The sequence below is a fragment of the Streptomyces sp. NBC_00984 genome, assembly GCF_045162475.1.
GTDB lineage: Bacteria > Actinomycetota > Actinomycetes > Streptomycetales > Streptomycetaceae > Streptomyces.
On record NZ_CP108734.1, the window covers coordinates 2,309,218 to 2,330,931 of the forward strand.

The 21,714-nt window shown below is 69.8% G+C and carries 17 protein-coding genes; 3 read left to right on the forward strand and 14 right to left on the reverse strand.

The window, feature by feature from the left end:
* Positions 1–51 precede the first annotated feature (51 nt).
* The gene (locus OG520_RS09885; protein WP_389981181.1) at positions 52–2,172 is read right to left on the reverse strand and encodes a type IIA DNA topoisomerase subunit B; all 2,121 of its coding nucleotides are present in this window, start codon (positions 2,170–2,172) and stop codon (positions 52–54) included.
* Positions 2,173–2,607: 435 nt separating this feature from the next.
* Between OG520_RS09885 and OG520_RS09890 the strand changes: the two genes are divergently transcribed.
* Positions 2,608–2,841 (forward strand): hypothetical protein, encoded by a 234-nt coding sequence (locus OG520_RS09890; protein WP_024489001.1) that lies wholly within the window; start codon positions 2,608–2,610, stop codon positions 2,839–2,841.
* A gap of 102 nt (positions 2,842–2,943) precedes the next feature.
* Here the strand turns inward: OG520_RS09890 and OG520_RS09895 are convergent, their stop codons facing one another.
* From OG520_RS09895 to OG520_RS09920, 6 genes are all read right to left on the reverse strand, one after another.
* Entirely contained in the window at positions 2,944–3,774 is an 831-nt protein-coding gene (locus tag OG520_RS09895) for a S1 family peptidase (RefSeq protein ID WP_406012923.1), read from the reverse strand.
* Positions 3,775–3,907: 133 nt separating this feature from the next.
* Positions 3,908–5,455: an RNA polymerase sigma factor gene (locus OG520_RS09900; RefSeq protein ID WP_406012924.1), complete on the reverse strand. Its 1,548-nt coding sequence runs from the start codon at positions 5,453–5,455 to the stop codon at positions 3,908–3,910.
* A 324-nt stretch (positions 5,456–5,779) separates the two neighbouring features.
* Positions 5,780–6,667: a FadR/GntR family transcriptional regulator gene (locus OG520_RS09905; RefSeq protein WP_389981187.1), complete on the reverse strand. Its 888-nt coding sequence runs from the start codon at positions 6,665–6,667 to the stop codon at positions 5,780–5,782.
* A 124-nt stretch (positions 6,668–6,791) separates the two neighbouring features.
* Positions 6,792–8,678, reverse strand: coding sequence for an ATP-binding cassette domain-containing protein (locus OG520_RS09910; protein WP_406012925.1), 1,887 nt, complete (start codon positions 8,676–8,678; stop codon positions 6,792–6,794).
* Between the two features lie 112 nt (positions 8,679–8,790).
* Entirely contained in the window at positions 8,791–9,555 is a 765-nt protein-coding gene (locus OG520_RS09915) for an NUDIX domain-containing protein (RefSeq protein WP_406012926.1), read from the reverse strand.
* Positions 9,556–9,857: 302 nt separating this feature from the next.
* Positions 9,858–11,156: a DUF4192 domain-containing protein gene (locus OG520_RS09920; protein ID WP_406012927.1), complete on the reverse strand. Its 1,299-nt coding sequence runs from the start codon at positions 11,154–11,156 to the stop codon at positions 9,858–9,860.
* A gap of 111 nt (positions 11,157–11,267) precedes the next feature.
* Between OG520_RS09920 and OG520_RS09925 the strand changes: the two genes are divergently transcribed.
* Positions 11,268–11,492, forward strand: a complete 225-nt coding sequence (locus OG520_RS09925) for a hypothetical protein (protein ID WP_406012928.1) — start codon at positions 11,268–11,270, stop codon at positions 11,490–11,492.
* Positions 11,493–11,758: 266 nt separating this feature from the next.
* Here OG520_RS09925 and OG520_RS09930 read toward each other — a convergent pair whose 3' ends face one another.
* Positions 11,759–13,918: a RecQ family ATP-dependent DNA helicase gene (locus tag OG520_RS09930; protein ID WP_406012929.1), complete on the reverse strand. Its 2,160-nt coding sequence runs from the start codon at positions 13,916–13,918 to the stop codon at positions 11,759–11,761.
* A gap of 379 nt (positions 13,919–14,297) precedes the next feature.
* Here OG520_RS09930 and OG520_RS09935 point away from each other — a divergent pair, with 379 nt between their 5' ends.
* The gene (locus tag OG520_RS09935; RefSeq protein ID WP_399330415.1) at positions 14,298–14,927 is read left to right on the forward strand and encodes a hypothetical protein; all 630 of its coding nucleotides are present in this window, start codon (positions 14,298–14,300) and stop codon (positions 14,925–14,927) included.
* A gap of 67 nt (positions 14,928–14,994) precedes the next feature.
* On the opposite strand, the gene OG520_RS09940 is transcribed toward OG520_RS09935, so the two are convergent.
* The 6 genes from OG520_RS09940 to OG520_RS09965 all read right to left on the reverse strand — a co-directional run bounded on the left by OG520_RS09940 (position 14,995) and on the right by OG520_RS09965 (position 21,664).
* On the reverse strand, positions 14,995–15,609 hold the full coding sequence (locus tag OG520_RS09940) for a hypothetical protein (RefSeq protein WP_406012930.1): 615 nt from the start codon (positions 15,607–15,609) through the stop codon (positions 14,995–14,997).
* A gap of 60 nt (positions 15,610–15,669) precedes the next feature.
* Positions 15,670–16,380, reverse strand: coding sequence for a ribonuclease HII (locus tag OG520_RS09945; protein WP_406012931.1), 711 nt, complete (start codon positions 16,378–16,380; stop codon positions 15,670–15,672).
* Between the two features lie 111 nt (positions 16,381–16,491).
* Positions 16,492–18,222, reverse strand: a complete 1,731-nt coding sequence (locus tag OG520_RS09950; RefSeq protein ID WP_406012932.1) for a DUF4153 domain-containing protein — start codon at positions 18,220–18,222, stop codon at positions 16,492–16,494.
* Between the two features lie 231 nt (positions 18,223–18,453).
* Positions 18,454–19,356 (reverse strand): ADP-ribosylglycohydrolase family protein, encoded by a 903-nt coding sequence (locus OG520_RS09955; protein WP_399330411.1) that lies wholly within the window; start codon positions 19,354–19,356, stop codon positions 18,454–18,456.
* Positions 19,357–19,368: 12 nt separating this feature from the next.
* Positions 19,369–20,028 carry a histidine phosphatase family protein gene (locus tag OG520_RS09960; protein ID WP_406012933.1) on the reverse strand — a complete coding sequence of 220 codons (660 nt, stop codon included), beginning with the start codon at positions 20,026–20,028 and terminating at the stop codon, positions 19,369–19,371.
* A gap of 25 nt (positions 20,029–20,053) precedes the next feature.
* The gene (locus OG520_RS09965) at positions 20,054–21,664 is read right to left on the reverse strand and encodes an ABC-F family ATP-binding cassette domain-containing protein (protein ID WP_406012934.1); all 1,611 of its coding nucleotides are present in this window, start codon (positions 21,662–21,664) and stop codon (positions 20,054–20,056) included.
* Positions 21,665–21,714 lie beyond the last annotated feature (50 nt).

A 21,714-nucleotide genomic window follows, 5' to 3' on the forward strand; every position in this document is an offset into this window, starting at 1 on the left:
TTGATCGCAGGTGGAGAAGCCGTCTCCACCCACGGGTGGAGACGGCTTCTCTCAGACGTCGATGCGCGAGCGGTCCAGGGTGGCGGCAGAGCTCGTGATGAACTCCTTGCGCGGCGCCACCTCATTGCCCATCAGCAGATCGAAGACCTGCTCGGACGCTTCCAGATCGCCGATGTTGATCCTCCGCAGGGTACGGTGGCGCGGATCCATCGTGGTCTCGGCCAACTGGTCGGCATCCATCTCGCCCAGGCCCTTGTAGCGCTGGATCGAGTCCTTGTACCGGACGTTCTTCCGCTGGAGCTCCAGCAGCCGCTGGCGCAGCTCGTTGTCCGAGTACGTGTAGATGTACTTGTCCTGGCCCTTCTTCGGCTGGACCAGCTCGATCCGGTGAAGCGGAGGCACCGCGGCGAAGACCCGTCCCGCCTCGACCATGGGTCGCATGTACCGCTGGAACAGCGTCAGCAGCAAGATGCGGATGTGCGCGCCATCGACATCGGCGTCCACCAGCAGGACGATCTTCCCGTAGCGAGCGGCGTCGATGTCGAAGGTCCGTCCGGACCCGGCTCCTATGACCTGGATAATCGCGCCGCACTCGGCGTTCTTCAGCATGTCCGAGACGGACGCCTTCTGGACGTTGAGGATCTTGCCCCGGATCGGCAGCAGTGCCTGGAACTCACTGTTCCGGGCGAGCTTCGCCGTACCGAGCGCGGAGTCGCCCTCGACGATGAAGAGTTCACTGCGGTCCACGTCGTCGCTGCGGCAGTCGGCGAGCTTCGCAGGGAGCGAGGAGGACTCCAACGCCGTCTTGCGACGCTGAGCGTCCTTGTGCTGGCGGGCCGCGATGCGGGTCCGCGCGGCCGCGACGGCCTTGTCCAGAACCGCCCTGGCCTGGGCCTTCGCGTCGCGCTTCGTCGAGGTCAGGAATGCCTTGAGCTCCTTGGCCACGACGTTGGCGACGATCCGGTTGGCCGCCGAGGTGCCAAGCACCTCCTTGGTCTGGCCCTCGAACTGCGGCTCGGCCAGCCGCACGGTGACCACCGCGGTGAGGCCTTCCAGCGCGTCGTCCTTGACGATGTCGTCCTCGGCGACGCGGAGCAGCTTGGCCGAGCGCAACGCCTCGTTGACCGTCTTGGTCACGGAGCGTTCGAATCCGGTCACATGCGTGCCACCCTTGGGGGTGGCGATGATGTTGACGAAGGACTTGAGGTTGGTGTCGTATCCGGTGCCCCAGCGCAGGGCGATGTCGACCACGAGCTCACGCGTGACCTCGGTCGCCGTCATGTGGCCGCGCTCGTCCAGGACCGGCACGGTCTCCTTGAAGGTGCCCTGCCCGGTCAGGCGCAGGACGTCGCAGACCGCCTTGTCCTGGGCGAGGTACTCGCAGAATTCGCTGATCCCGCCGTCGAAGCGGAAGGTCTCCTCGGTCTTGCCCTCGCCGTCGAGCCCGCGTTCGTCACGGACGACGATCGTGAGGCCGGGGACAAGAAAAGCAGTCTGCCGTGCCCGCTGATGGAGCGTCTCCAGGTTGAGCTTGGCGTCCTTGAGGAAGATCTGCCGGTCGGCCCAGTAGCGCACCCTGGTGCCGGTGCGCGCCTTCGGGACCCGCTTGCCCTTGAGCAGGCCGTTGGCCGGGTCGAACGGGCTGTCCGGCCCCTGCTCGGTGAAGATCCCCGGGACCCCGCGCCGGAAGCTGATCGAGTGCGTCGCGCTGTTGCGGTCGACCTCGACGTCGAGCCGGGCGGAGAGCGCGTTGACGACGGAGGCGCCGACGCCGTGCAGGCCGCCCGACGCGGCGTACGAGCCGCCGCCGAACTTTCCGCCGGCGTGCAGCTTGGTCATCACGACCTCGACGCCGGACAGGCCCGTCTTGGGCTCGACGTCGACGGGGATGCCCCGACCGTTGTCCCGGACCTCCACGGAGTTGTCGTCGTGGAGGATGACCTCGATGTGATCGCAGTAACCGCCCAGGGCCTCATCGACGGAGTTGTCGATGATCTCCCAGAGGCAGTGCATGAGGCCGCGGCTGTCGGTGGACCCGATGTACATCCCGGGGCGCTTGCGAACCGCTTCGAGCCCCTCGAGTACGAGCAGATGCCGCGCGGTGTAGTTGGAACCGTCTCGGTCTGCTCCGGTCAGCAGCGCAGTGGACGGCACGGACGTATCGGCGGTCACGCGGTTCGCTCCTCGCTGAATTTCATTTGGGGCCCAGTGGGTAACGGGCTCGGCTTCGGTCGCCGCTGAGAGGGTACCGAGGCCTGGTAGAGCGGTTGTAACGCCACCCTTCGACAACCCTCACACTAGTCCAGCCTCGCATACACGTTCGATCCCTCGTAGGAGTGACGCGAACATCACGTTCCCTTCCAGGCATGAACCATTTAGGCTCCGGGCACGTCCTCATGAACGAACCGGCAAGCCAGCCGGGAGGATCCCACCAAGACAAGCAACGCGAAACCGTAGCGCTACGCAATACGGCACATTCGCCGCCAACCGGCAACAAACAACCATCTCGAGAAGAAGTTTCGAAGAAAAGCCACGAGCGGGAACGTTTTCGGCCTGGTTGGATGTTGACCCTGGTACGACAGCTCGTCGAGCTAGAGAAGAGGCGACGTGACTACTGTTCTGACCCCCGCGAGCCCGCTGACCGCAGCAGACCGCTGTGACCGTTGCGGCGCCCAGGCATATCTGCGCGTCGTCCTGATCAGCGGCGGTGAACTGCTCTTCTGCGCCCACCACGGTCGCAAGTTCGAGCCGGAACTCAAGAAGATCGCCGCGGAAATACAGGATGAGACGGACCGGCTCACGGCTGTACAGGCCCAAGCCGCCGAAGAGGAACAACACTGACACCTCGCATCCACGACGAGCACGGGCCAGGTCCCGGACCGGCCGACGGGCGGCTCCCCGAAAGGGGAGCCGCCTGTTCTCGTACCTGCGCGGTGATGTCGTTCAGTCGACTTTCGGCATCCAGCCGATCGCGGCGGAAATCCGTGTGTACACGCCGGGGCTCCCCGCCCGAGCACAGCCGTTCCCCCAGGACACCAGCCCGATGAGCCGCCCACGGGCCACCAGCGGCCCGCCGCTGTCGCCCTGGCATGCGTCGTACCCGCCCAGGAGTTCGCCCGCGCAGAGCATCGCTGAGGCGTCATACGTGCCGTTCCTGCCACCCGGGTAGGCCTGCGCGCACGCCGTGTCCGGCAGAACGCTCACTTTCGCGGACCGCAGCGACGACGCGTAGTCGCTGTTGCCCGTCGTGTCACCCCACCCGTAGACGTCCGCCTCGGTGCCCGGTACGTACGCCGTGTCACCGGATCCGGCCATCGGGATCGCACTCTTCCCGGGGAGCGCGTCGGCGAGGGTGAGCACGGCCAGGTCCCCCGCGTTCGTGGCGGGGTCGAACTCGGGATTGGTCCACGTCCCCTTCACCCGTATCTCCTGACCTCCGGTCCCGAGCAGGGCGTCGCGGCCCGCGATGATCCGCAGATCGCGCACGCTGCCGACATCCATGCCGAGCGCCTCCCGGCTCAGACAGTGCGCAGCGGTCAGCACCTTCTTCGGCGCCACCACGACACCACCGCAGAACTGGCCGGCGCGCGCCGCTCCGAACCGGTCGCGGCTGGACAGTGCCACAACCCAGGGGCTGTCCTTGACATGTGCGGGCTGACCACCGATGACGATGCCGTCCTCGGCCGCCCGGGCGGAAGATCCGAGCGGTATCAGGGCTGTGGCGGCGACCAGGGCGAACGCCCCGGTCAGGGCGCGGAAGACGGTACGGGACATGCGCACTCCTGACTCTGTGGTGAACCAATCCCACCCAGAGTCATCCCGCCCGTCGCCGACCGCACGCGTTGATAGGCCGAGGGCCCGGCTCCCCCACGGGGATCCGGGCCCTCGGCCCGTGTACTCCTGCGACCTAGTCGAGGTAGTCGCGCAGCACCTGCGAACGCGACGGGTGACGCAGCTTCGACATGGTCTTCGACTCGATCTGACGGATGCGCTCACGCGTCACGCCGTAGACCTTGCCGATCTCGTCCAGGGTCTTCGGCTGGCCGTCGGTGAGCCCGAAGCGCATCGAGACCACGCCCGCCTCACGCTCGGAGAGCGTGTCGAGCACCGAGTGCAGCTGCTCCTGGAGGAGCGTGAAGCTGACCGCGTCGGCCGGGACGACCGCCTCGGAGTCCTCGATCAGGTCACCGAACTCGCTGTCCCCGTCCTCACCCAGCGGGGTGTGGAGGGAGATCGGCTCACGACCGTACTTCTGGACCTCGATGACCTTCTCGGGGGTCATGTCGAGTTCCTTGGCCAGCTCCTCCGGCGTGGGCTCACGACCCAGGTCCTGGAGCATCTGGCGCTGCACACGGGCGAGCTTGTTGATGACCTCGACCATGTGCACCGGGATACGGATGGTGCGGGCCTGGTCGGCCATGGCGCGGGTGATTGCCTGACGGATCCACCAGGTGGCGTACGTGGAGAACTTGTAGCCCTTGGTGTAGTCAAATTTCTCGACCGCGCGGATCAGACCGAGGTTGCCTTCCTGGATGAGGTCCAGGAAGAGCATGCCGCGGCCCGTGTAGCGCTTGGCCAGCGACACCACGAGACGGAGGTTGGCCTCCAGCAGGTGGTTCTTGGCGCGGCGGCCGTCCTCGGCGATGATCTCCAGCTCGCGCTTGAGCTTCGGAGCGAGCTTGTCGGAGTTCGCCAGCTTGTCCTCGGCGAACAGACCGGCCTCGATCCGCTTGGCGAGCTCGACCTCCTGCTCGGCATTGAGGAGGGGAACCTTGCCGATCTGCTTCAGGTAGTCCTTGACCGGGTCGGCGGTGGCGCCGGCGACGGCGACCTGCTGCGCAGGTGCGTCGTCCTCGTCGTCGTCGGAGAGGACGAAGCCCTTGTTCTCGCCCTCGCCCTCCTCTTCCTCGCCCTTGCCGGCCTTTACTTCCTCGGCCGCCTCGTCGCCGTCGAGGAGCTCGTCGTCCTGCTTTCCGGACTTCTTCGTTGCTGTCTTCTTGGCCACCGTCTTCTTCACGGCGGTCTTCTTGGCAGCCGTCTTCTTGGCTGCTGCCTTCTTCGCAGGGCCGGCCGCGGCAGCGTCGTCAGCCACCACGTCCACGGTCTCTGCCGACGGGGCGGCAGTGGCCGCGACCGTCCTGGTCACGGTTGTCTTGGCCGCGACAGTCTTGGTGGCGGTGCGCTTGACCGGGCTCTTTGCTGCGACGCTCTTGCGGGCACGTTTGGACGGCTCCGCGGCACTGACCATCAGCGTCACACCCTCTTCCTCGAGGATCTGGTTGAGGCTGCGCAGAACATTCTTCCACTGGGTTGGCGGAATCTGGTCAGCCTCGAAGGCCCGACGCACGTCATCGCCGGCGATCTGCCCATCAGCCTTTCCCCGCTCGATGAGCGCCATCACAGACTCGGACTCGGCGATCTCCGGCGGGAGCGTACGGGATGTGCTGGCCGACACGAACAACCTCTCGGAACGATGGAAACGGCTTCCGGCCCGGCCCGAAAAGGGCTTGAGCCGACGACCACCGGGCTGGGAATGTACCGGCGGCGCGGGTTTGGCCTCAGAACTGCACAGCGCACTGAATGGCTGCTGTATTCCTTCCGCGGCGGTCACCTCTTAAGTCATCGCACTGTTTCGAGGAGTGTTACGCCCAATCCGCGTGGCCCGAGTCACACCTCATTTGCGATGAACGCGACCAAGGGCGCAAAAACCCCGCAAACTGCGCCGCCGGACCGTGGCGGCCCGGCGACACGCGGTTCACACGCCCCAGCCGTGCTGTGCTCAGTGCTCGCGGGGCGCGGGCACCACACGCTCCACCTCGGGGTGGACGACGAGCAGTTGACGCATGGCCGCTTCGGCGCCCGCCGCATCACCGGACGCGAGGGCATCGACGATCCGGGCGTGGTGGCCGAGGGATGCCTCACTGGGGCGGTCACAGCCCGTGACCGGGCCGCCCGAGACCTGCAGCGCCGCGGAAACGATGCCGGAGAGGTGCTCCAGCATGCGATTGCCCGCCGCCTGGATGAGCAGGGAGTGGAACTCCGCATCGGCCCGGGAGCAGGTGATCGCATCCCCCTGCCCGACCGCGTGCCCCATGATCTCCACCATGTCACCGAGACGCTGCTGGATGTCCTCGCGGCCATGGCCCGCAGCGAGGCGCGCGGCGAGAGGCTCGATCGTCCACCGGAGCTCCCCGAGCTCGCGACGCTGGTCCTCGCGCTGAGGACCGAAGGCACGCCATTCGATGATGTCGGGATCCAGCAGGTTCCAGTCGCTGACGGGGCGGACCCGGGTGCCGACATTGGGCCGGGCGCTGACCAGGCCTTTGGCCTCGAGAACACGCAGTGATTCGCGTACTACGGTGCGGGAGACCTCGAAACGCTGACCAATCTCCTCCGGCACCAGAGGACGGTCGGCGCCCAGGTCACCGGAAACGATCATCTGACCCAGCTGCTGAACGAGTTGGCCGTGGAGGCCGCGGCCCCGGCTGGCCGAGCCCCGTCGGCTCACCCGGCCGAGGTCGACGTCGGGGCCGTCCCAGGAACGAAGAGCGGCACGCTCGCCGGCCGGCGCCTCCGCGTACGGGTAGCGATCGAGTTCACCCGGGCCGGCGAGGCCGGAATCGGCGGAGCGGGCGGCGGTCATCATGGTGTGCGCAAGGGTACTCACGCATCCTTTGTCGGCGCAGCTCACCCGGCTCTTGAGGTCTTTGGTGAAAAGCACACGAAAGGGTGATCGGCACCCGCCCCCCAATTGACGCTTTACTGGTATAAACCGGGCATCTTCGTGGAGGTTACGAGGCCTGACCCGATCCGGCGGCACTCTGAGACCGCCAGCGAGCCCTGCCATGAAGGCTGGTGAACAGATAGGCGAAGACCAGGGCCGAGAGCGACAACACCAATGCGGCCCCCACCGGATGTGCCAGGACGCCCACGACGACTGCCACCCATCGGTCCGTCTCATGCGGCCAGCGCGGCCACATCAGCTCGCGGAATCGGGCCGTAAGTCCGGCGACCGGACGGGATCCCGGCACCATCAGCACCTTCTGGACAAGCGGTACGACAAGTACAGGAACGGCAAGCACCGCGGCGACGCCGGCCGTCGTCACCCTGAAGACTCCGGCGGCCAAGAGGCCCGCCCAGGCACAGCCCACGGTCAGCGCCACCCAACTCGCACCGAGGGAAACCGGATTCGGCGGGACATGGACCCAACTGTGGCCGTACACGAGGCGAAGGGTTTCGGCGGAGACCAGTGCGACGGCCAGAGCGAGCACCACGGCGACGCCCGCGGACACCACCAGTTTGGCCAGAAGCAGCCCCAGGCGGCGGGGGACGGTGCCTCGACCCGCGGCAAGCGCGGGGTAGCGGAATTCGTCACCGAACGAGAGGGCGCCGAGCAGCCCGGCCCCGACCGCCGCGGGCGGCAGCGGCAGCAGCGACGGCCAGGCCGCCAGCACTTTCGGCAACGGAGCATGGCCGGTGCGGGCGAGGAGCACGGATAGTCCGACGGAGACGACCAGGACAGCGGTCATGATCAAGGTTGTTGTTCTGACGCCGAGCAGACGGCGCAGTTCGTAGCGCAGCGGATGAAGCGGACCACGGGCCGGGCGACGCCGGATGGGTGGTGCCGGATCCGGACCCGACGCCTTCGCGACCGGTCGCGGATCGCGTGAGCCTGCGCCGCCATCAGGCCTTGCGAGGGCTGCGCGATTTGCTGGATCTCCGGGATTCGCTGGATCTGCCGGGTCTGCGCGTTCCGTGGAGCCCGCGGGCTCTGCGGGGCTCGTGCCGCCCCGGGGCACGATGGAGCCGGGATCGTCGATCTCGTCGGCCAGTTGGTGCACCGGGAGCCCGTGGCGGAACGCAGTGTCACCGATTTCCGCGCAGGTGGAGCCGTACACGGCGAGGCGGCCACCGGCTTCGGTGACCACCTCGACCGAGCGCCGGGACGCTCGGGCCTCTCGGCTGACGACCGCCGCGAGGCGGGCCGCGTGCGGGGTCCGGACCGCGACCCGGGGGCGGAGGCGGGTCCGCGAGAAGTCCCCGGCGTCCTGGTCGGCGACAAGGCGGCCTCCGTCGACGACGACCACATGGTCGGCGGCCCGCGCGGCCTCCTTGGGGTCCGTCGTGGTGTACAGAACGGTCCCGCCCCGGGCCGCATGGGCCTGCAACAGCCCGTGCAGCCAACAACCCTCGCGCGGAGTGAGGCCTTCCGCCGGATCGTCGAGGACGAGCGTATGCGGATCACCAAGCAGTGCTGAGGCGAGGGCGAGGCGTCGGTCCATGCCGAGCGAGAGCGTGCCGATGCGCTGGTCCCCGAGTCCGGCAAGACCTACGAGCTCGAGCAGTTCATCGGCCCGCGTTGCAGGTACACCCGCAGCGGCGCAGAGCATCCGGAGCTGACCGCGAGCGGTACGGGCGGGGTGACCCGGCACGTCCCCGAGCAGCACGCCCACCTCACTCGCGGGGTGCGGGATCCGGTGCATCGGTCTGCCCCGGAAGTAGGTGACCCCCCGCCCCGGGTCGAGCTCGAGCATGAGGCGGAGAGCTGAGGTCTTGCCCGAGCCGGGGGCGCCCAGAAGCGCGGTGACGCGGCCGGGCCGGGCTTCGAAGGTGAGATCGTCCACGGCGGCCGGAATGCCGCGGCGGGGGGTGCTGGTGAGTCCGATGGCCTGGAGCATCGCTTCTCTCGCGGAAGGTGAGACCGCTCGGCGGCAGGGCGGGTACCGCAGAAAGATAACGCGACATATCCGACTTTTCGCGCAGCACCAATCCTGTGGGCGTTCCGCGAGGTCAGACTTCCGGCCTCAGCATCGGAGGGTTGAGCACGGTGGCCGCACCGGCCCGGAAGAGCTGGGCCGGGCGTCCGCCCTGGCGAGTGGTCGTCCCGCCGGTGGGCATCAGGAAGCCGGGGGTGCCCGTCACCTTGCGATGGAAGTTCCGCGGGTCGAGGACCACCCCCCACACCGCCTCGTACACCCTCCGGAGCTCGCCGACCGTGAACGCCGGCGGGCAGAAGGCGGTGGCCAGGGAGGAGTATTCGATCTTGGAGCGGGCGCGTTCGACACCGTCGGCAAGGATCTGTGCATGGTCGAAGGCCAGCGGGGCCTGGTTCTCGCCCTCGTGCCCGAAGCTCCCCTCCGCTCCGAGCAGATCGTCGACAGGTGCCCATCGTGCGCTGTTCGCATCGCCGCCCGCCCGTGGGGCCGGCAGATCGGGGGCCAGGGCGAGATGGGCGACGCTGACGACTCGCATCCGGGGGTCACGAGCGGGGTCGCCGTAGGTGGCGAGCTGTTCGAGGTGGGCGCCGTTCCCGATCGCCGGAGCTGCCGGGTCCTGGGCGCACAGGCCGGTCTCCTCGACGAGTTCGCGCGCTGCTGCGGCTCCGAGATCCTCATCGGCTCTGACGAACCCGCCGGGCAGTGCCCATCGTCCCTGGAACGGTGGCTCACCACGGCGTACCACCAGCGCGCAGAGCGCGTGGCGGCGCACCGTGAGCACGACCAGGTCGACGGTGACAGCGAAGGGCGGGAAGGTCGACGGGTCGTAGGGCGGCATGCGGTGATCATAGTCGTCTGCCTGACGATAAACACTCCCTTCGCGGTGCTCTTCGAGGCGCTCTTCGTCGTCCTTCCGCATGTCGTGTCTCCCGCCCTCCCCATGCCATCTCTCCCGTCATCGTGATCTCCGTCCGTCATGGCGCGTCCTGGCAGAACGCCAGAACGCTTGTCATCACGGCACCGTCGTCTCCGGCAGCCTCCGGTGCGACGTCGCGTTCCGCACACCGGCGGCGGAGGTCCGGTCGAGGACCTCGATACACGGAGGTGCCGCGAGGTGCCGCGGGCGACGGGGCATACGGGTCAGCCCTCGCCACCGGATACGCGCCGGGTGGGGGTCGCTCGCCCGGACCGACGCCGGATGGCCGCCGATTCGGGACGGGCGGAGCCGGACGGGGCCTTCTTCCGGCGGGTGGCGGCCGGCCGCGCCGCGCGGGGTCGCGCGCTCCGGTCCGTCCGCCGCCGGTGCCGCCCCGTTCGCGCACTGCGCTCCCCGCGCAGGCATCGGCGCAGGGTCTCCGGGTCGAGGCCCTGGTTGCACGCCTCGTGAAGAAGCTGGGCAAAGGTGTACGCGGGATCCATCCGCAGGGCGAGGCCCAAAGCGACTCGCGCGCCCGGTTCATCGCCCGTCGACCACGAGACCCATCCAGCCAGGGTCAGTGGCGCCGCGGCATGCTCCTCGTACGGTGCCACGCACCGACGGGACAGTGCGCGCCAGAGCCGCAACGCCGAATCGGCTTCCGGACCTTCCATCCATTCCGCGGCCCTGTCGCGGGTTTCCCGGTCCTGCAGGCCGAGAATCACTGCGGCTGCCTCGTCATGGCTGATCAGCCGGTCGTCATCGATGTCCGAGGCGGAGGGCGCCGCCACCGGGGCCTCCCTGAGACGTTTCATGAGCTGCCGGGCAAGGCCCAGGGTCTCCCGGGCCACCTCCTCGCGTCCCGCTTCGTCGAGGAGCCTGGGCATCAACTCGGCACCCGCAGAGTCGAGTGCGCGTTGCTGGCCTGCCGCCGCCGAGGTCTCCAGCGGTACGAGCCTCGCCTCCATCTCCCGCAACGATCCGCGTACTTGGATGCCCGCGTAGGCGGCAGCGGCGGCCATCACCGAAGTGCCCGGCATGGCCATCCGGTTCCCCTCCGTCGGGCAGCAGCGCTCGTCCGGACAGCAGTAGGACCAGTACCGGCCGTCAGAGATACAGAGCGCTTCGAGCACCGGTACGTCCAGCGTGCCGCAGGCAGTACGCAGACGCTGGGCGAGAGGCCGCAGCCGCTCCATGATCTGGCTGCCGGACTCGCCCTCGGCGGGATCCTGGCAGAGGAAGATGACGATCGCGTCGGGGCGCTCCCCACGCCGCTCGCTCCCCTTGATCAAGCACTCGGCAAGCTGCTCGGCGACGGGCGCCCATTCCTGGGGCGACTGCGGGATGCCGAGCCTGAGCCGGCCGCCGAAGCGGCCCCTGCCGCCGTGCAGAGCGACCATGATCACGCTGTCGTTCGGATGGAACCCCATGAGATAGGGGAGGGCATCGGCGAGCTCGGCAGGTCCTCGCAGGGTGATCTGCTGCTCATCGGCCGGACCGGTGGATTCGTGGTGCTGGTTCATGGCATGACCGTCCCGCGGGCAGCCGGATTCCGCGACCCCTGTGGATAACTTTGTCCACAGGGGGGCGGAGTCGTTCGCCATGTGTCGTAGCCGTCTGGTTGCATGGGAGCCATGACCTTCGTCGACAAGCACCTGGCCGTCGACCGGCCCGAGGCCACGAACCTGCTGCGGCGGGCGGCTGAACTGGCCCGCGAGGCCGAGGAGCTGCCACTGCGCGCGGCGAGCCTGTCCCGGCGCGCCGTCGCGCCGGGACACAGCAGGAATTCCGGGCCGCCACCTCCTCGCCCGGGGCCGGCGATCGCTCCCGGGAGTACGGCATCGCACGCAACGGGCTGAGCGGCACGGCATCGGCGCCGCCCGGAGTCGGCATCCGATCCGGGAATCCGGTAGTCGGTCGGAGAACTGCCGGTGCCTCACCGGCCACTACGTCGGACGACGATTCGGTCCGCCCGTCTCCCTGACGTCGTCCACTTCCCGTACGCCTGCTTCGGGCGCGCCCGGTGACGCCGCGTCGCAACCGGGCCGCTCGCCCTCTACGAACAACCGCACCCCGTCCACGCCAAAGGCGCGAGTAGGCCACCGTGGCACGGCCACGGAAGATCTCAGCCCGCCGCGGCCAGGACCAGGGGAAGTACCTGTTCGCTGCCTGCCTGCCGGAGCAGGCGGGCAGCGACGGCGAGGGTCCAGCCGGAGTCGGTGCAGTCGTCCACGAGCAGGACGGGGCCAGGGGTGCGGGCCAGGGAGGCGGCCAGCTCCCCGGGGACGGCGAACGCGCCGGAGAGCGCCCTGAGGCGTTGGGCCGAATTGCTGCGGCGTGCCGTGTGCGCACCGCTCGGCCCGGTGTACGTGAGGGTGCCGAGGAAGGGAAGACGGCCGATGGCCGCGATTCCCTGGGCGAGGGAAGCGACCAGTTGCGGGCGGCTCAGGGACGGTACGGCGACGACTCCCACCGGCCGGGCGGAGGCGTCCGGGACGTTCGGCGCCCAGCCGCCCGAGGAGCGCGCCCAGTCGGCGAGGACCGCCACCGCGGCCTGCAGGACGTCGTCCGGGACCGGCCCATCGGGCGTGTTCTCGGCCAGCAGCGGGCGCAGCCGGTTGCCCCAGCCGATGTCCGAGAGCCGCCCCAGGGCACGCCCGGTGGAGCACTGCTCCCTGGCCGGGATACGGCCCTTGAGGTCGATGCCCAGTGCGGGCATCCCCGTGGGCCACATGCGGCGCGGCTCGACCTCCACCCCCGGGCGGTCCAGCTCCTTCGCCGCGCCCGTCAAGGTCTCAGCCGAAACGGCTGTATCGGCCCAGGCCCCCGCGCAGTTGTCGCAACGGCCGCACGGGGCCGCTCCCTCGTCGTCCAGCTGCCGGCGCAGGAACTCCATCCGGCACTGGGACGTGCTCGCGTAATCGCGCATGGCCTGCTGCTCGGCTGCCCGCTGCCGCGCCACCCACGCGTAGCGTTCGGCCTCGTACACCCACTCGGCCCCCGTGGCCGTCCAGCCACCCTTCACCCGCTTGACCGCGCCGTCGACATCCAGCACCTTCAGCATCGACTCCAGACGGGTGCGCCGAAGATCCACCGCCGCTTCCAGGGCCGGCACGGACAGGGGGCGTCCCGCAGCCGCGAGGGCCGAGAGGGTCTGCCGGACCTGCGCCTCGGGCGGGAAGGCGGTATCGGCGAAGTAGCGCCAGATGGCCTCGTCCTCCTTGCCCGGCAGCAGCAGCACATCGGCGTGGGCCACCCCGCGCCCCGCACGCCCCACCTGCTGGTAGTAGGCGATCGGCGAGGACGGCGAGCCGAGATGGACCACGAACCCCAGGTCCGGCTTGTCGAAGCCCATGCCCAGGGCCGAAGTCGCGACCAGGGCCTTGACCCGGTTCTCCTGCAGGTCGACCTCGGCCTGCAGCCGGTCGGCGTTCTCTGTCCTTCCGGTGTACGAGGCGACGCGGAAGCCGCGCTGCCGCAGAAAGGCGGTGGCCTCCTCGGCCGCGGCGACGGTGAGCGTGTAGATGATCCCGGAGCCCGGCAGCTCGTCCAGATGCTCGGCGAGCCAGGCCAGCCGGTGCGGGGCGTCCGGTAGCTGGACGACGCCCAGCCGCAGGCTCTCCCGATCGAGCGGGCCGCGCAGCACCAGGGCTTCACCGGCACCGGTACCCAGCTGATCGGCCACGTCCGCGGTGACCCGCGCGTTCGCGGTCGCGGTGGTGGCCAGCACCGGCACGCCGGGAGCGAGCTCGGCGAGCATCGACCGCAACCGGCGGTAGTCGGGCCGGAAGTCATGCCCCCAGTCGGAGATGCAGTGCGCCTCGTCCACCACCAGCAGACCGGTGGTGGCCGCGAGCTTGGGCAGCACCTGATCACGGAAATCAACAGAGTTGAGACGTTCCGGACTTACGAGGAGAACGTCCGTGTCGCCGCGCTCGACCTCCTCATAGATGGTGTCCCACTCCTCCGGGTTGGCCGAGTTGATGGTGCGCGCCCGGATACCGGCCCGCGCCGCCGACTCGACCTGGTTACGCATCAGCGCCAGCAGCGGCGAGACGATCACCGTGGGCCCGGAGCCACGGCGGCGCAGCAGCGCGGTGGCGACGAAGTACACCGCCGACTTGCCCCACCCCGTGCGCTGCACCACCAGCGCACGCCTGCGCTCCTCCACCAGAGCCGCCACCGCCTGCCACTGGTCCTCCCGCAGCCGCGCCGAACCCCCCGGGTCGCCGACGAGCTCGGCGAGGATGGCATCGGCTTCGGCGCGGAGCTCCAGGTTGTCCATGCCTCCATGCAACCCGATGGCACCGACAATCCGCGAATCCACCCCACATGACACCCGGATGATCTCCCGGGCGCCCGCCGGACGCCGAGCGTGGCAGCGGGGCTGTCGCCGGGGCGGGGGCGGAGTGGGTGTTTCCGCTGGTCCTCGCCATTCAGGCGTGACGGGAGGCGTCATCCGGGCATGGCGTGGGCAGGGATATCAGAGTCATTCCGGCTGATTCCCGTCACCTGTGCCAATTGCTCGTTGCCGCCTGCCGATACGCCAGGAAGAATTGGACTCGCTCCCCGCACAGTCCCTTTCGCGGCCCGGAAGGGCTGTGCCGCGGTGCGCCCTCACTCGACCCTGCCCGCACCATGGGCGCGTATGCGAAGGGAGGATCGTGACCTTCGGATTCGCTCCGTCCGCAGCCACTTCGATGTCGGCGTCCGCCGACTCCGCCAACCGTCTTGCCAGGATGCTCGAACCGGCCGAGTGGGCCGAAGCGGGCATACCGTTGCTGCGCAGTCCCCGCGAGGTCGTCAGCGGCCTGCACGCCCGGCACAGGCCGACCCCGACGACCGCTGTGGTCGCCGTACTCGACCATGAGGAACGCCTCACGGCCAGCGCTTCGTTCGCCCGCCGCTCCTCGGCCGCGGACGGCTGGGAGTTCCGCAACGCGCTGCTGGCGCACCTGCGCCGGGTCATCCCGCACGATCTTCGCCGCCGCACGCCCGTCCGTACCGCAGTGCTCCTCTACTGCCGTGAGGGCGACGAGCGTTGGACAGAGGAGGACGGGGCGTGGATGTGGGGTCTGCGGGACGCCTGCACGCTGCACGGCCTGCGGTGCGGCGCGTACATCACGCTGACCCAGGCCGGTTGGCAGGTGCTGGGCGAGGGCCGTGGCGGGCGCCGCCCCAGCTCCACCTTGCAGCCGTCCGCTCTCGCCGACACCTCGCTCGGCCGGGATCCGGCTCCGCTGCGCACCGGTGGCGGTACGGCGCAGGCGCTGCGGCGCACCGCGGCCCGATGACCCGTGGCCGCGGGCCCGGCCGCCCTGTCGGGCAGCCGGGCCACCGCGGCCCGGTGTGTCCCGCGGATCAGACTCCGACGCCGAGCACCGTGTTGATCCGCTGCGGCTCCCCGCACACGATCAGCAGTGCTCCGGCACGTTCCTGCGCTCCGGTCAGCGCGCCGTCGACGGCGTCACCGCCGTTGACGGCGACGATCACCACCGGACGCGTCTTCACCCGGTCCGCGGCTGCGGCACCGGCGAAGAAGACATCGTCACCGGCCTCGTGCTGCGCCCAGTAGGCGGCTTCTCCGAAGGAGAGTTCGTGCGCGGCCCACGGGTGCTGCTCGCCGGTGGTGAGCACCAGGATGTCGCCCGGTGCGCGGCCGGAGTCGAGCAGCAGATCCACGGCTTCGTCGGCGGCGTCGAGTGCGCCGTCCGCCGAGGCGGGGATCAGCTGGATCTGCGGTGCGGAACGATTCTCCGGCCGGTCCGTCCGGGGACGGTCGGAGGTGGGGTGCGGGCGCTGCGCCGGGGGCGCGGGCCTCGCGGGGCCGGGCCCGGGACGACCGGGACGCGGCGTGGCCGCTGAACGCGGACCGGGTACAGGACGGGGGGTCGACGCGGTGCGGCCTGCGGCCGGAGTGACGCGGGGACCCTGGGCGCTCTCGTGAATCTGAGGCTCCTCGGGGATGAGAGGCATGGGTGGTTGTCTATCAAACGCCGACGCACAGGGCGTCGGCGGGTGGGTACATGTGCGCGATCAGAAGTCGAAGCCGAGCTGGCCCCCGCTTTCCAGTGCAGCCGCCTCGGCGGAGAAGCGGACCTTCTTGAGGTGCTGCCACCTGGGCAGCGCGTCGAGATAGGACCACGAAAGCCGGTGATGGGGTGTCGGCCCCCACTCCTCCAGCGCGGCCCTGTGTACAGGCGACGGGTAACCGGCGTTGGCCCCGAAGGCGAAGTCGGCGTACTCGCCGGAATCCGCGCCCAGTTCGGCCATCATCGCGTCCCGGCGGACCTTCGCGATCACCGAGGCGGCCGCGACTGCGATACAGGACTGATCGCCCTTGATCACGGTGCGGACCCGCCAGGGCTGTCCCAGATAGTCGTGCTTGCCGTCGAGGATCACCGCGTCCGGCCGCACCGGCAGGGCTTCGAGGGCGCGTACGGCGGCGAGACGCAACGCAGCCGTCATCCCGAGCTCGTCGACCTCCTGCGGAGAGGCATCGCCGAGACCGAACGCGGTGACCCAGCGCTCCAGCAAAGGCGCCAGCTCCGCACGGCGCTTGGGGCTGATCAGCTTGGAGTCGGTGAGTCCGGCGGGAGGTCTGCGGAGGCCGGTGACGGCCGCACACACGGTGACCGGTCCCGCCCACGCTCCGCGTCCGACCTCGTCGACACCGGCGACGGTCTTGGCACCAGTGGTAGCGCGCAGCGAGCGCTCGACGGTGTGCGTGGGTGGTTCGTACGGCATGGCGCCTGTCAGCGTACGCCGATGGGGGCGCCGACAACACCCCGGGGCGCCTGTCGGCCTTCCCGGACTCGTTCTTGGCCCCGCGCTCCGTACGCACCCGGCTCGGACCGGTCAGTACGGGTCGTACGGATCGCTCTCGTCGCCGCCGCGATCACTGCCCCCGACACCCGTACGCGATCCGTCGCAGGACTGCGTCGGATCGTCCGGACTCCGCTTCCTCAGGATGTCCCGGGCCCGTGCCTCGCCCCAGCTGGTGGCGTACCAGGGAGCGTCGTCGGAACGCAGCGACCGTTCGATGTCCCTGAGGGCGCAGGAGCGCAGCGGCTCGGGCAGTGTGTCCAGGGCCGGTACGGCGTCGGCCGAGAGGTCCCGGAGGTAGGCGATGTCGATCGAATGATCGTCGCGGTACCGCTGGACGTTCTGCTCCGCGATCAGCCCGTCCGGCGAGATCACTCCGAACGCGAGGACGCCGACGGCCGCGCTCGCGGCGACGGCACGCGGCAGCAGGCGGGCACCGAACACTCCGGCGGCCATGATCAGGACGAGCACCACGCCCAGCCAGAGTTCCACCGCGGCCACGGATATCCGCAGCCGGGTCAGACCGTAGGCGTCGACGTAGAGGTCCATCCGCCGCAATGCGGAGGCCACGACGATCAGGGTGAGCAGGCACAGCACGCCGAGCACGGTTCGGACGAGAGTGCGGTCGCGCCCCCGCCCGCGAGGGGCCCAGCGCAGGGCGAGTGCGATCACCAGCAACGTGAGCAGGGTGGCCCAGAGAAGCTGCCAGAAGCCCTGTCGGGCGTACTCGGAGTAGCTGAGATCGGTCTCGGCCATCACCTTGTCGTATCCGCCGAGCAGCACGGTGAGCTGGACGGCGATGAAGACGGCGAACAGCATGTTCAGCACGATGAGCGGCAGGGCCCACTCCAGTCGCCCGCGTGCCTTTCCCCGACGGACGGTGATGCCGTCCCAGCGCACCGGAGCGGCTGCGGCGTAAGCGGCGGCGAGCGCACCGACCAGGCCGACCACGAAGAGGAGGAACCGCCACGGGCTGCTGCTGACCGACACGTCCGGCATCAGGCTGCCGAGCACGTCGGCGAAGGCGGCATCGGCGCTCGCGAACAGCGCCCCGAACACGATGAGCAGGACGACCGCCACCGCGACGCTGCGGAGAACGGCCCCCAACCGCCTGCGGGAACCCGTCATCCGCGCCCGCACGCCCCGCCCGCCCCAGGCGAGGCCGTCGGCGATGGAGCTGAACAGGCCCAGCGACCCCAGGAACACCCCGAGCCAGCTGCGACTGCCGTGCAGGGCGAGCGAGCCGAGCGCGACAGCCGACACGACGGCCAGGAAGACGGGCCATCCGGCGTCCCGAAGGGCCGGGACGGCGAGGAGCGCCAGTCCGCCGACCGCCCAGAAGGCCGTCCACGGGCGGAGGCGACGGCCGGCGGTCCGCGCGGCGAAGAAGGCCCCGAGCGTCGCGGGGACCGCGACGATCAGCGCGTTCAGGCCGAGACCGTCGCCCAGCAGCAGGGCACTCAGCATCGCCGTGGCAATGACGCAACAGAGCGTCACGCCGCGGATGGCGGCGGGCTCGGCCGGGCGCAATGTCGACAGCGCGGAGGGCTGGGGGCTGCTCGGCCGCCAGGGGTTGGGCGGATGCTGTTGCCCGCCCTGTTGTGCGTATCCCGGCACTTTCGGCGGCTCGGAAGCGGTGCCACGGGGCTCCGGCAGCGGAGCCTTCGACAACGCTGCCTGCTCGGACGTTCCGGCCTGCCCCGACGGGTCGGACGGCTCGGGGGCTTCGGCCGGCCGGGGCGTTTCTGACGTGTGATCGGACATGGGACCCCTCCCCCACCGAGGTCCGCGCACACCGCCCGCAGGGCAGTGGCTGGGGCACCCCGGCGTCTCATTTTCGACGCACGCCCGCCCGGATGATCATCGACGGCGCCGTGGCCGAGAGATTAGCTTCCCCTCACTGATCCTCGCCGTGCGAGGAGAAGCTGTGGCAGTACCGTGACAGTCGGGGTCCCGGCCGGTGCTCCGTTCGTCGGCGGTGCGGTTGGTGCCGCCCTACCGAGGGAGCCAGCCCGGCAGCTCCTCCGTCCGTGCCGTCCAGTCGGCCGGCGGTGCGCCTGCCTTGCTCGCTGCGACGACCCCGCCGGCGATCGCGCAGGTGGTGTCGACGTCTCCGCCGGCCTGGGCGGTCACCCAGAAGGTCTGCTCGAAATCGCCGAGATTCCGCGCCGCCGACCAGAGGGCGAACGGAACGGTGTCGTGTGCGCTGGTACGCCGGCCGTTGCCGAGGACCGCCGCGACCGTACCGGCGTCGTCGTAGTCGAGCATGTCGCGTGCCCGTCGCAGTCCGGCACCGACGGCGCTGCGCGGCACGAGCGCGATGACGCCGTCGAGCAGGTCCGCCGGGGTGGGCGGCCCGGCCGTCGCCGCCGCCAGTGCGGCAGCCGCCGCGACGGCCATCGCGCCCACGACCGCCTCGCGGTGCTGGTGCGTGGTGTACGAGGAGATCTCGGCCTGGTGTGTGGCCTGCTCCGGGTCGTCCGCGTACCAGGCACCGAGTGGGGCGATGCGCATCGCCGAGCCGTTGCCCCAGGAGCCCTGGCCGTTGAACAGGGCCGACGCCAGCTCCCGCCAGTCAGCGCCTTCGCGGACCAGCCTGAGCAGGCGGTTCACAGCGGGGCCGTATCCCCGGTCGAAGTCATGGTGGTCGGCGAAGGAGCGGGCGAGCGCGTCCTGGTCGATCCGTTCGTGCTCCAACAGCACGGCCAGCACCGAACACGCCATCTCGGTGTCGTCCGTCCACTGCCAGGAACCCGGTGGAAGTGCGCGCTGTTTCAGGAGCGGATAGTTGACGGGCACAAAGAACTGGGAGCCCAGTGCGTCTCCCACGGAGAGCCCGCGCAGGCTGGCAAGGGCACGTTCGAAACGTTGGCCGGAGGCAGAGTCAGCGGTTGTCATCGCCCCTCCACTCTATCCGGTGATGCCGTACGGCTCTGGGGTACGCCAGCGCTCGAACGGCCGGTCAAGGGTGTAGCGCCCGTCCTCTCCGAGTATCAGCGCCCTGGTCTCCCCGTTGCCCGGATTGGACAGCGACTCGAACTCGGCAACCGACCAGTGGAACCAGCGCATGCAGAACAAACGCATGGTCAGTCCGTGCGTGACCAGCAGAACGTTCTTCGGATGGTCGGGCGCCTCGAAACTCCGGTACAGGCTCTCCAGGAAGGCCCCGACCCTGTCGTACACATCGGCTCCGGACTCCCCCTGCGCGAAGCGGTAGAAGAAGTGGCCGTACGCGTCCCGGTACGCCTTCTGCAGCCGCACGTCGTCGCGGTCCTGCCAGTTTCCCCAGTCCTGCTCCCGCAGCCGCGGCTCCTCCCTCACCCGCACCCGCTCCAGGTCCAGGCCGAGAGATCTGAATGTCTCGTGGGTACGGCGGTAGGGCGAGACGTACACGCTGACCCGCTCGCCGTCGAACAACGCGCGCAGCCGCGCTCCCGCCTCCCTGGCCTGTCTCAGCCCTGTCGAGGTGAGCCTCAGCGCATGGTCCGGCTCACGTTCGTACACCGTGTCGTCGGCGTTGCCCTCGGACTCCCCGTGCCGGACGAGGACAATGCGTTGCGGTCGTGCCATGTACCGACCCTAGATCGACCTTGGCTCATTCGAGCAGTTGTCCGGAATCCATCCGCCGGATGTCGCCGTCGAAGCGGCTGCGCAGCAGCCGGTCGTGCGAGACCACGACCAGCGCACCCGGCCAGTGGGCCAGCGCTTCCTCCAGCTCCTGCACGAGTCCGAGGGCCAGGTGGTTGGCTGGTTCGTCGAGCAGCAGCAGATCCGCGGGCCGGGCCAGGAGACGGGCGAGGGCGAGCCGTCTGCGCTGCCCCGCCGAAAGCGATCCGACCGGCACCCGGAGGTCCCGGGAGCGGAACAGCCCGTACGAGAGCAGCAGTTCCGCCTGCTCGTCATCGGTGAGCGGCAGTCCGCGGCCGAATGCCGTGAGCACGGACTCCGCCGGGCGGTGCGCCGGTATCTCCTGCGCGAGGTAGCCGATCCCGCCCCGCCGGACCACGCGGCCCGCGTCCGGTTCGAGCAAGCCCGCCATGACTCGGAGCAGGGTGGACTTCCCCGCCCCGTTTCCGCCGTGGATCAGCAGTCTGCCGGCCGCCGCCACGGAGAGCCGGTCGACCGCGAGTCTGCCACCGACCCGTATGTCCGTCAGGGAGACCAGCTTCCCCTCGGCCGCGCCGGCCGTGGGCAGGGCGGCGAAGCGCAGGGGGTCCGGCGGCCTGGGGACGGGCCGTGCCCTCAGCCGTTCCAGTCGCTTGCGTGCGTTGCGGACCCGGCCGGACACGGAGGCCTGGACCCGGCCCGCAGCCCGGTCGTACGCCATTTTGTTGTTGTCCTTGATGGCGCGGCCGGTGGCGACGCCATGGGCGGTGGTCGCCGCGTACTCCTCCAGTTGCCCGGTTTCCTCGCACCACTGGGCGTAGGACTGCTCCCAGCGTTGCCGTGCGGCATGCTGCTCGGCCAGGAATCCCGCGTAGCCACCGCCGTGGCGCACGACCGTCCGCCGGTCGGTGTCGACCTCCAGCACCGCGGTGGCGACCTGCTCCAGGAAGATCCGGTCGTGGGACACGGCGATCACCGTGCCGGGATGGGACCGCAACGCACCCTCCAGCCAGTCGAGCGCGGTTCCGTCCAGGTGGTTGGTGGGTTCGTCGAGCAGCATCACCTCGGGGCACGCCGCGATCAGGCAGGCAAGACCCAGTCTCGCCTGCTCGCCGCCGGAGAGGCTGCCCAGCTTTCTGGCCGGTCCCGTGTGCGCGAGACCGAGGCCGTGCATCGCCTTGTCGACGCGTGCGTCCGCTTCGTATCCCCCGCGCGACTCGAACTCGGTGAGAAGGTCTCCGTAGGCGGCGAGCGCGGCATCGTCGGCCCCAGCGAGGTCCGCCTCGGCCACCCGCAACTCCCGCTCCACCGCGCGCAGTTCCGCCAGCGCGTCGTCGATCGCGTCCTGGACCGTGCTTTCGGGCGGCAGCCGCGGGGTCTGGGGCAACAGACCGGTGCCGCGGTCGGCGACCGCGAACACGCTCCCGGAATCGGGCTGTTCGAGCCCCGCGAGGAGCCGGAGCAGGGTCGTCTTCCCCGCGCCGTTCTCCCCCACGATCCCGATGCGTTCACCCGGGCGCACGGTCAGCGAGACATCGTCGAGCAACAGCCTGTCCCCACGGGACATGGTCACGCCGCGCAGCGAGATCTGTGTGGACAAGGACACCTCCGAGCTAACGCAATCGTTGTCGCATTAAGACGAGTGTGGCA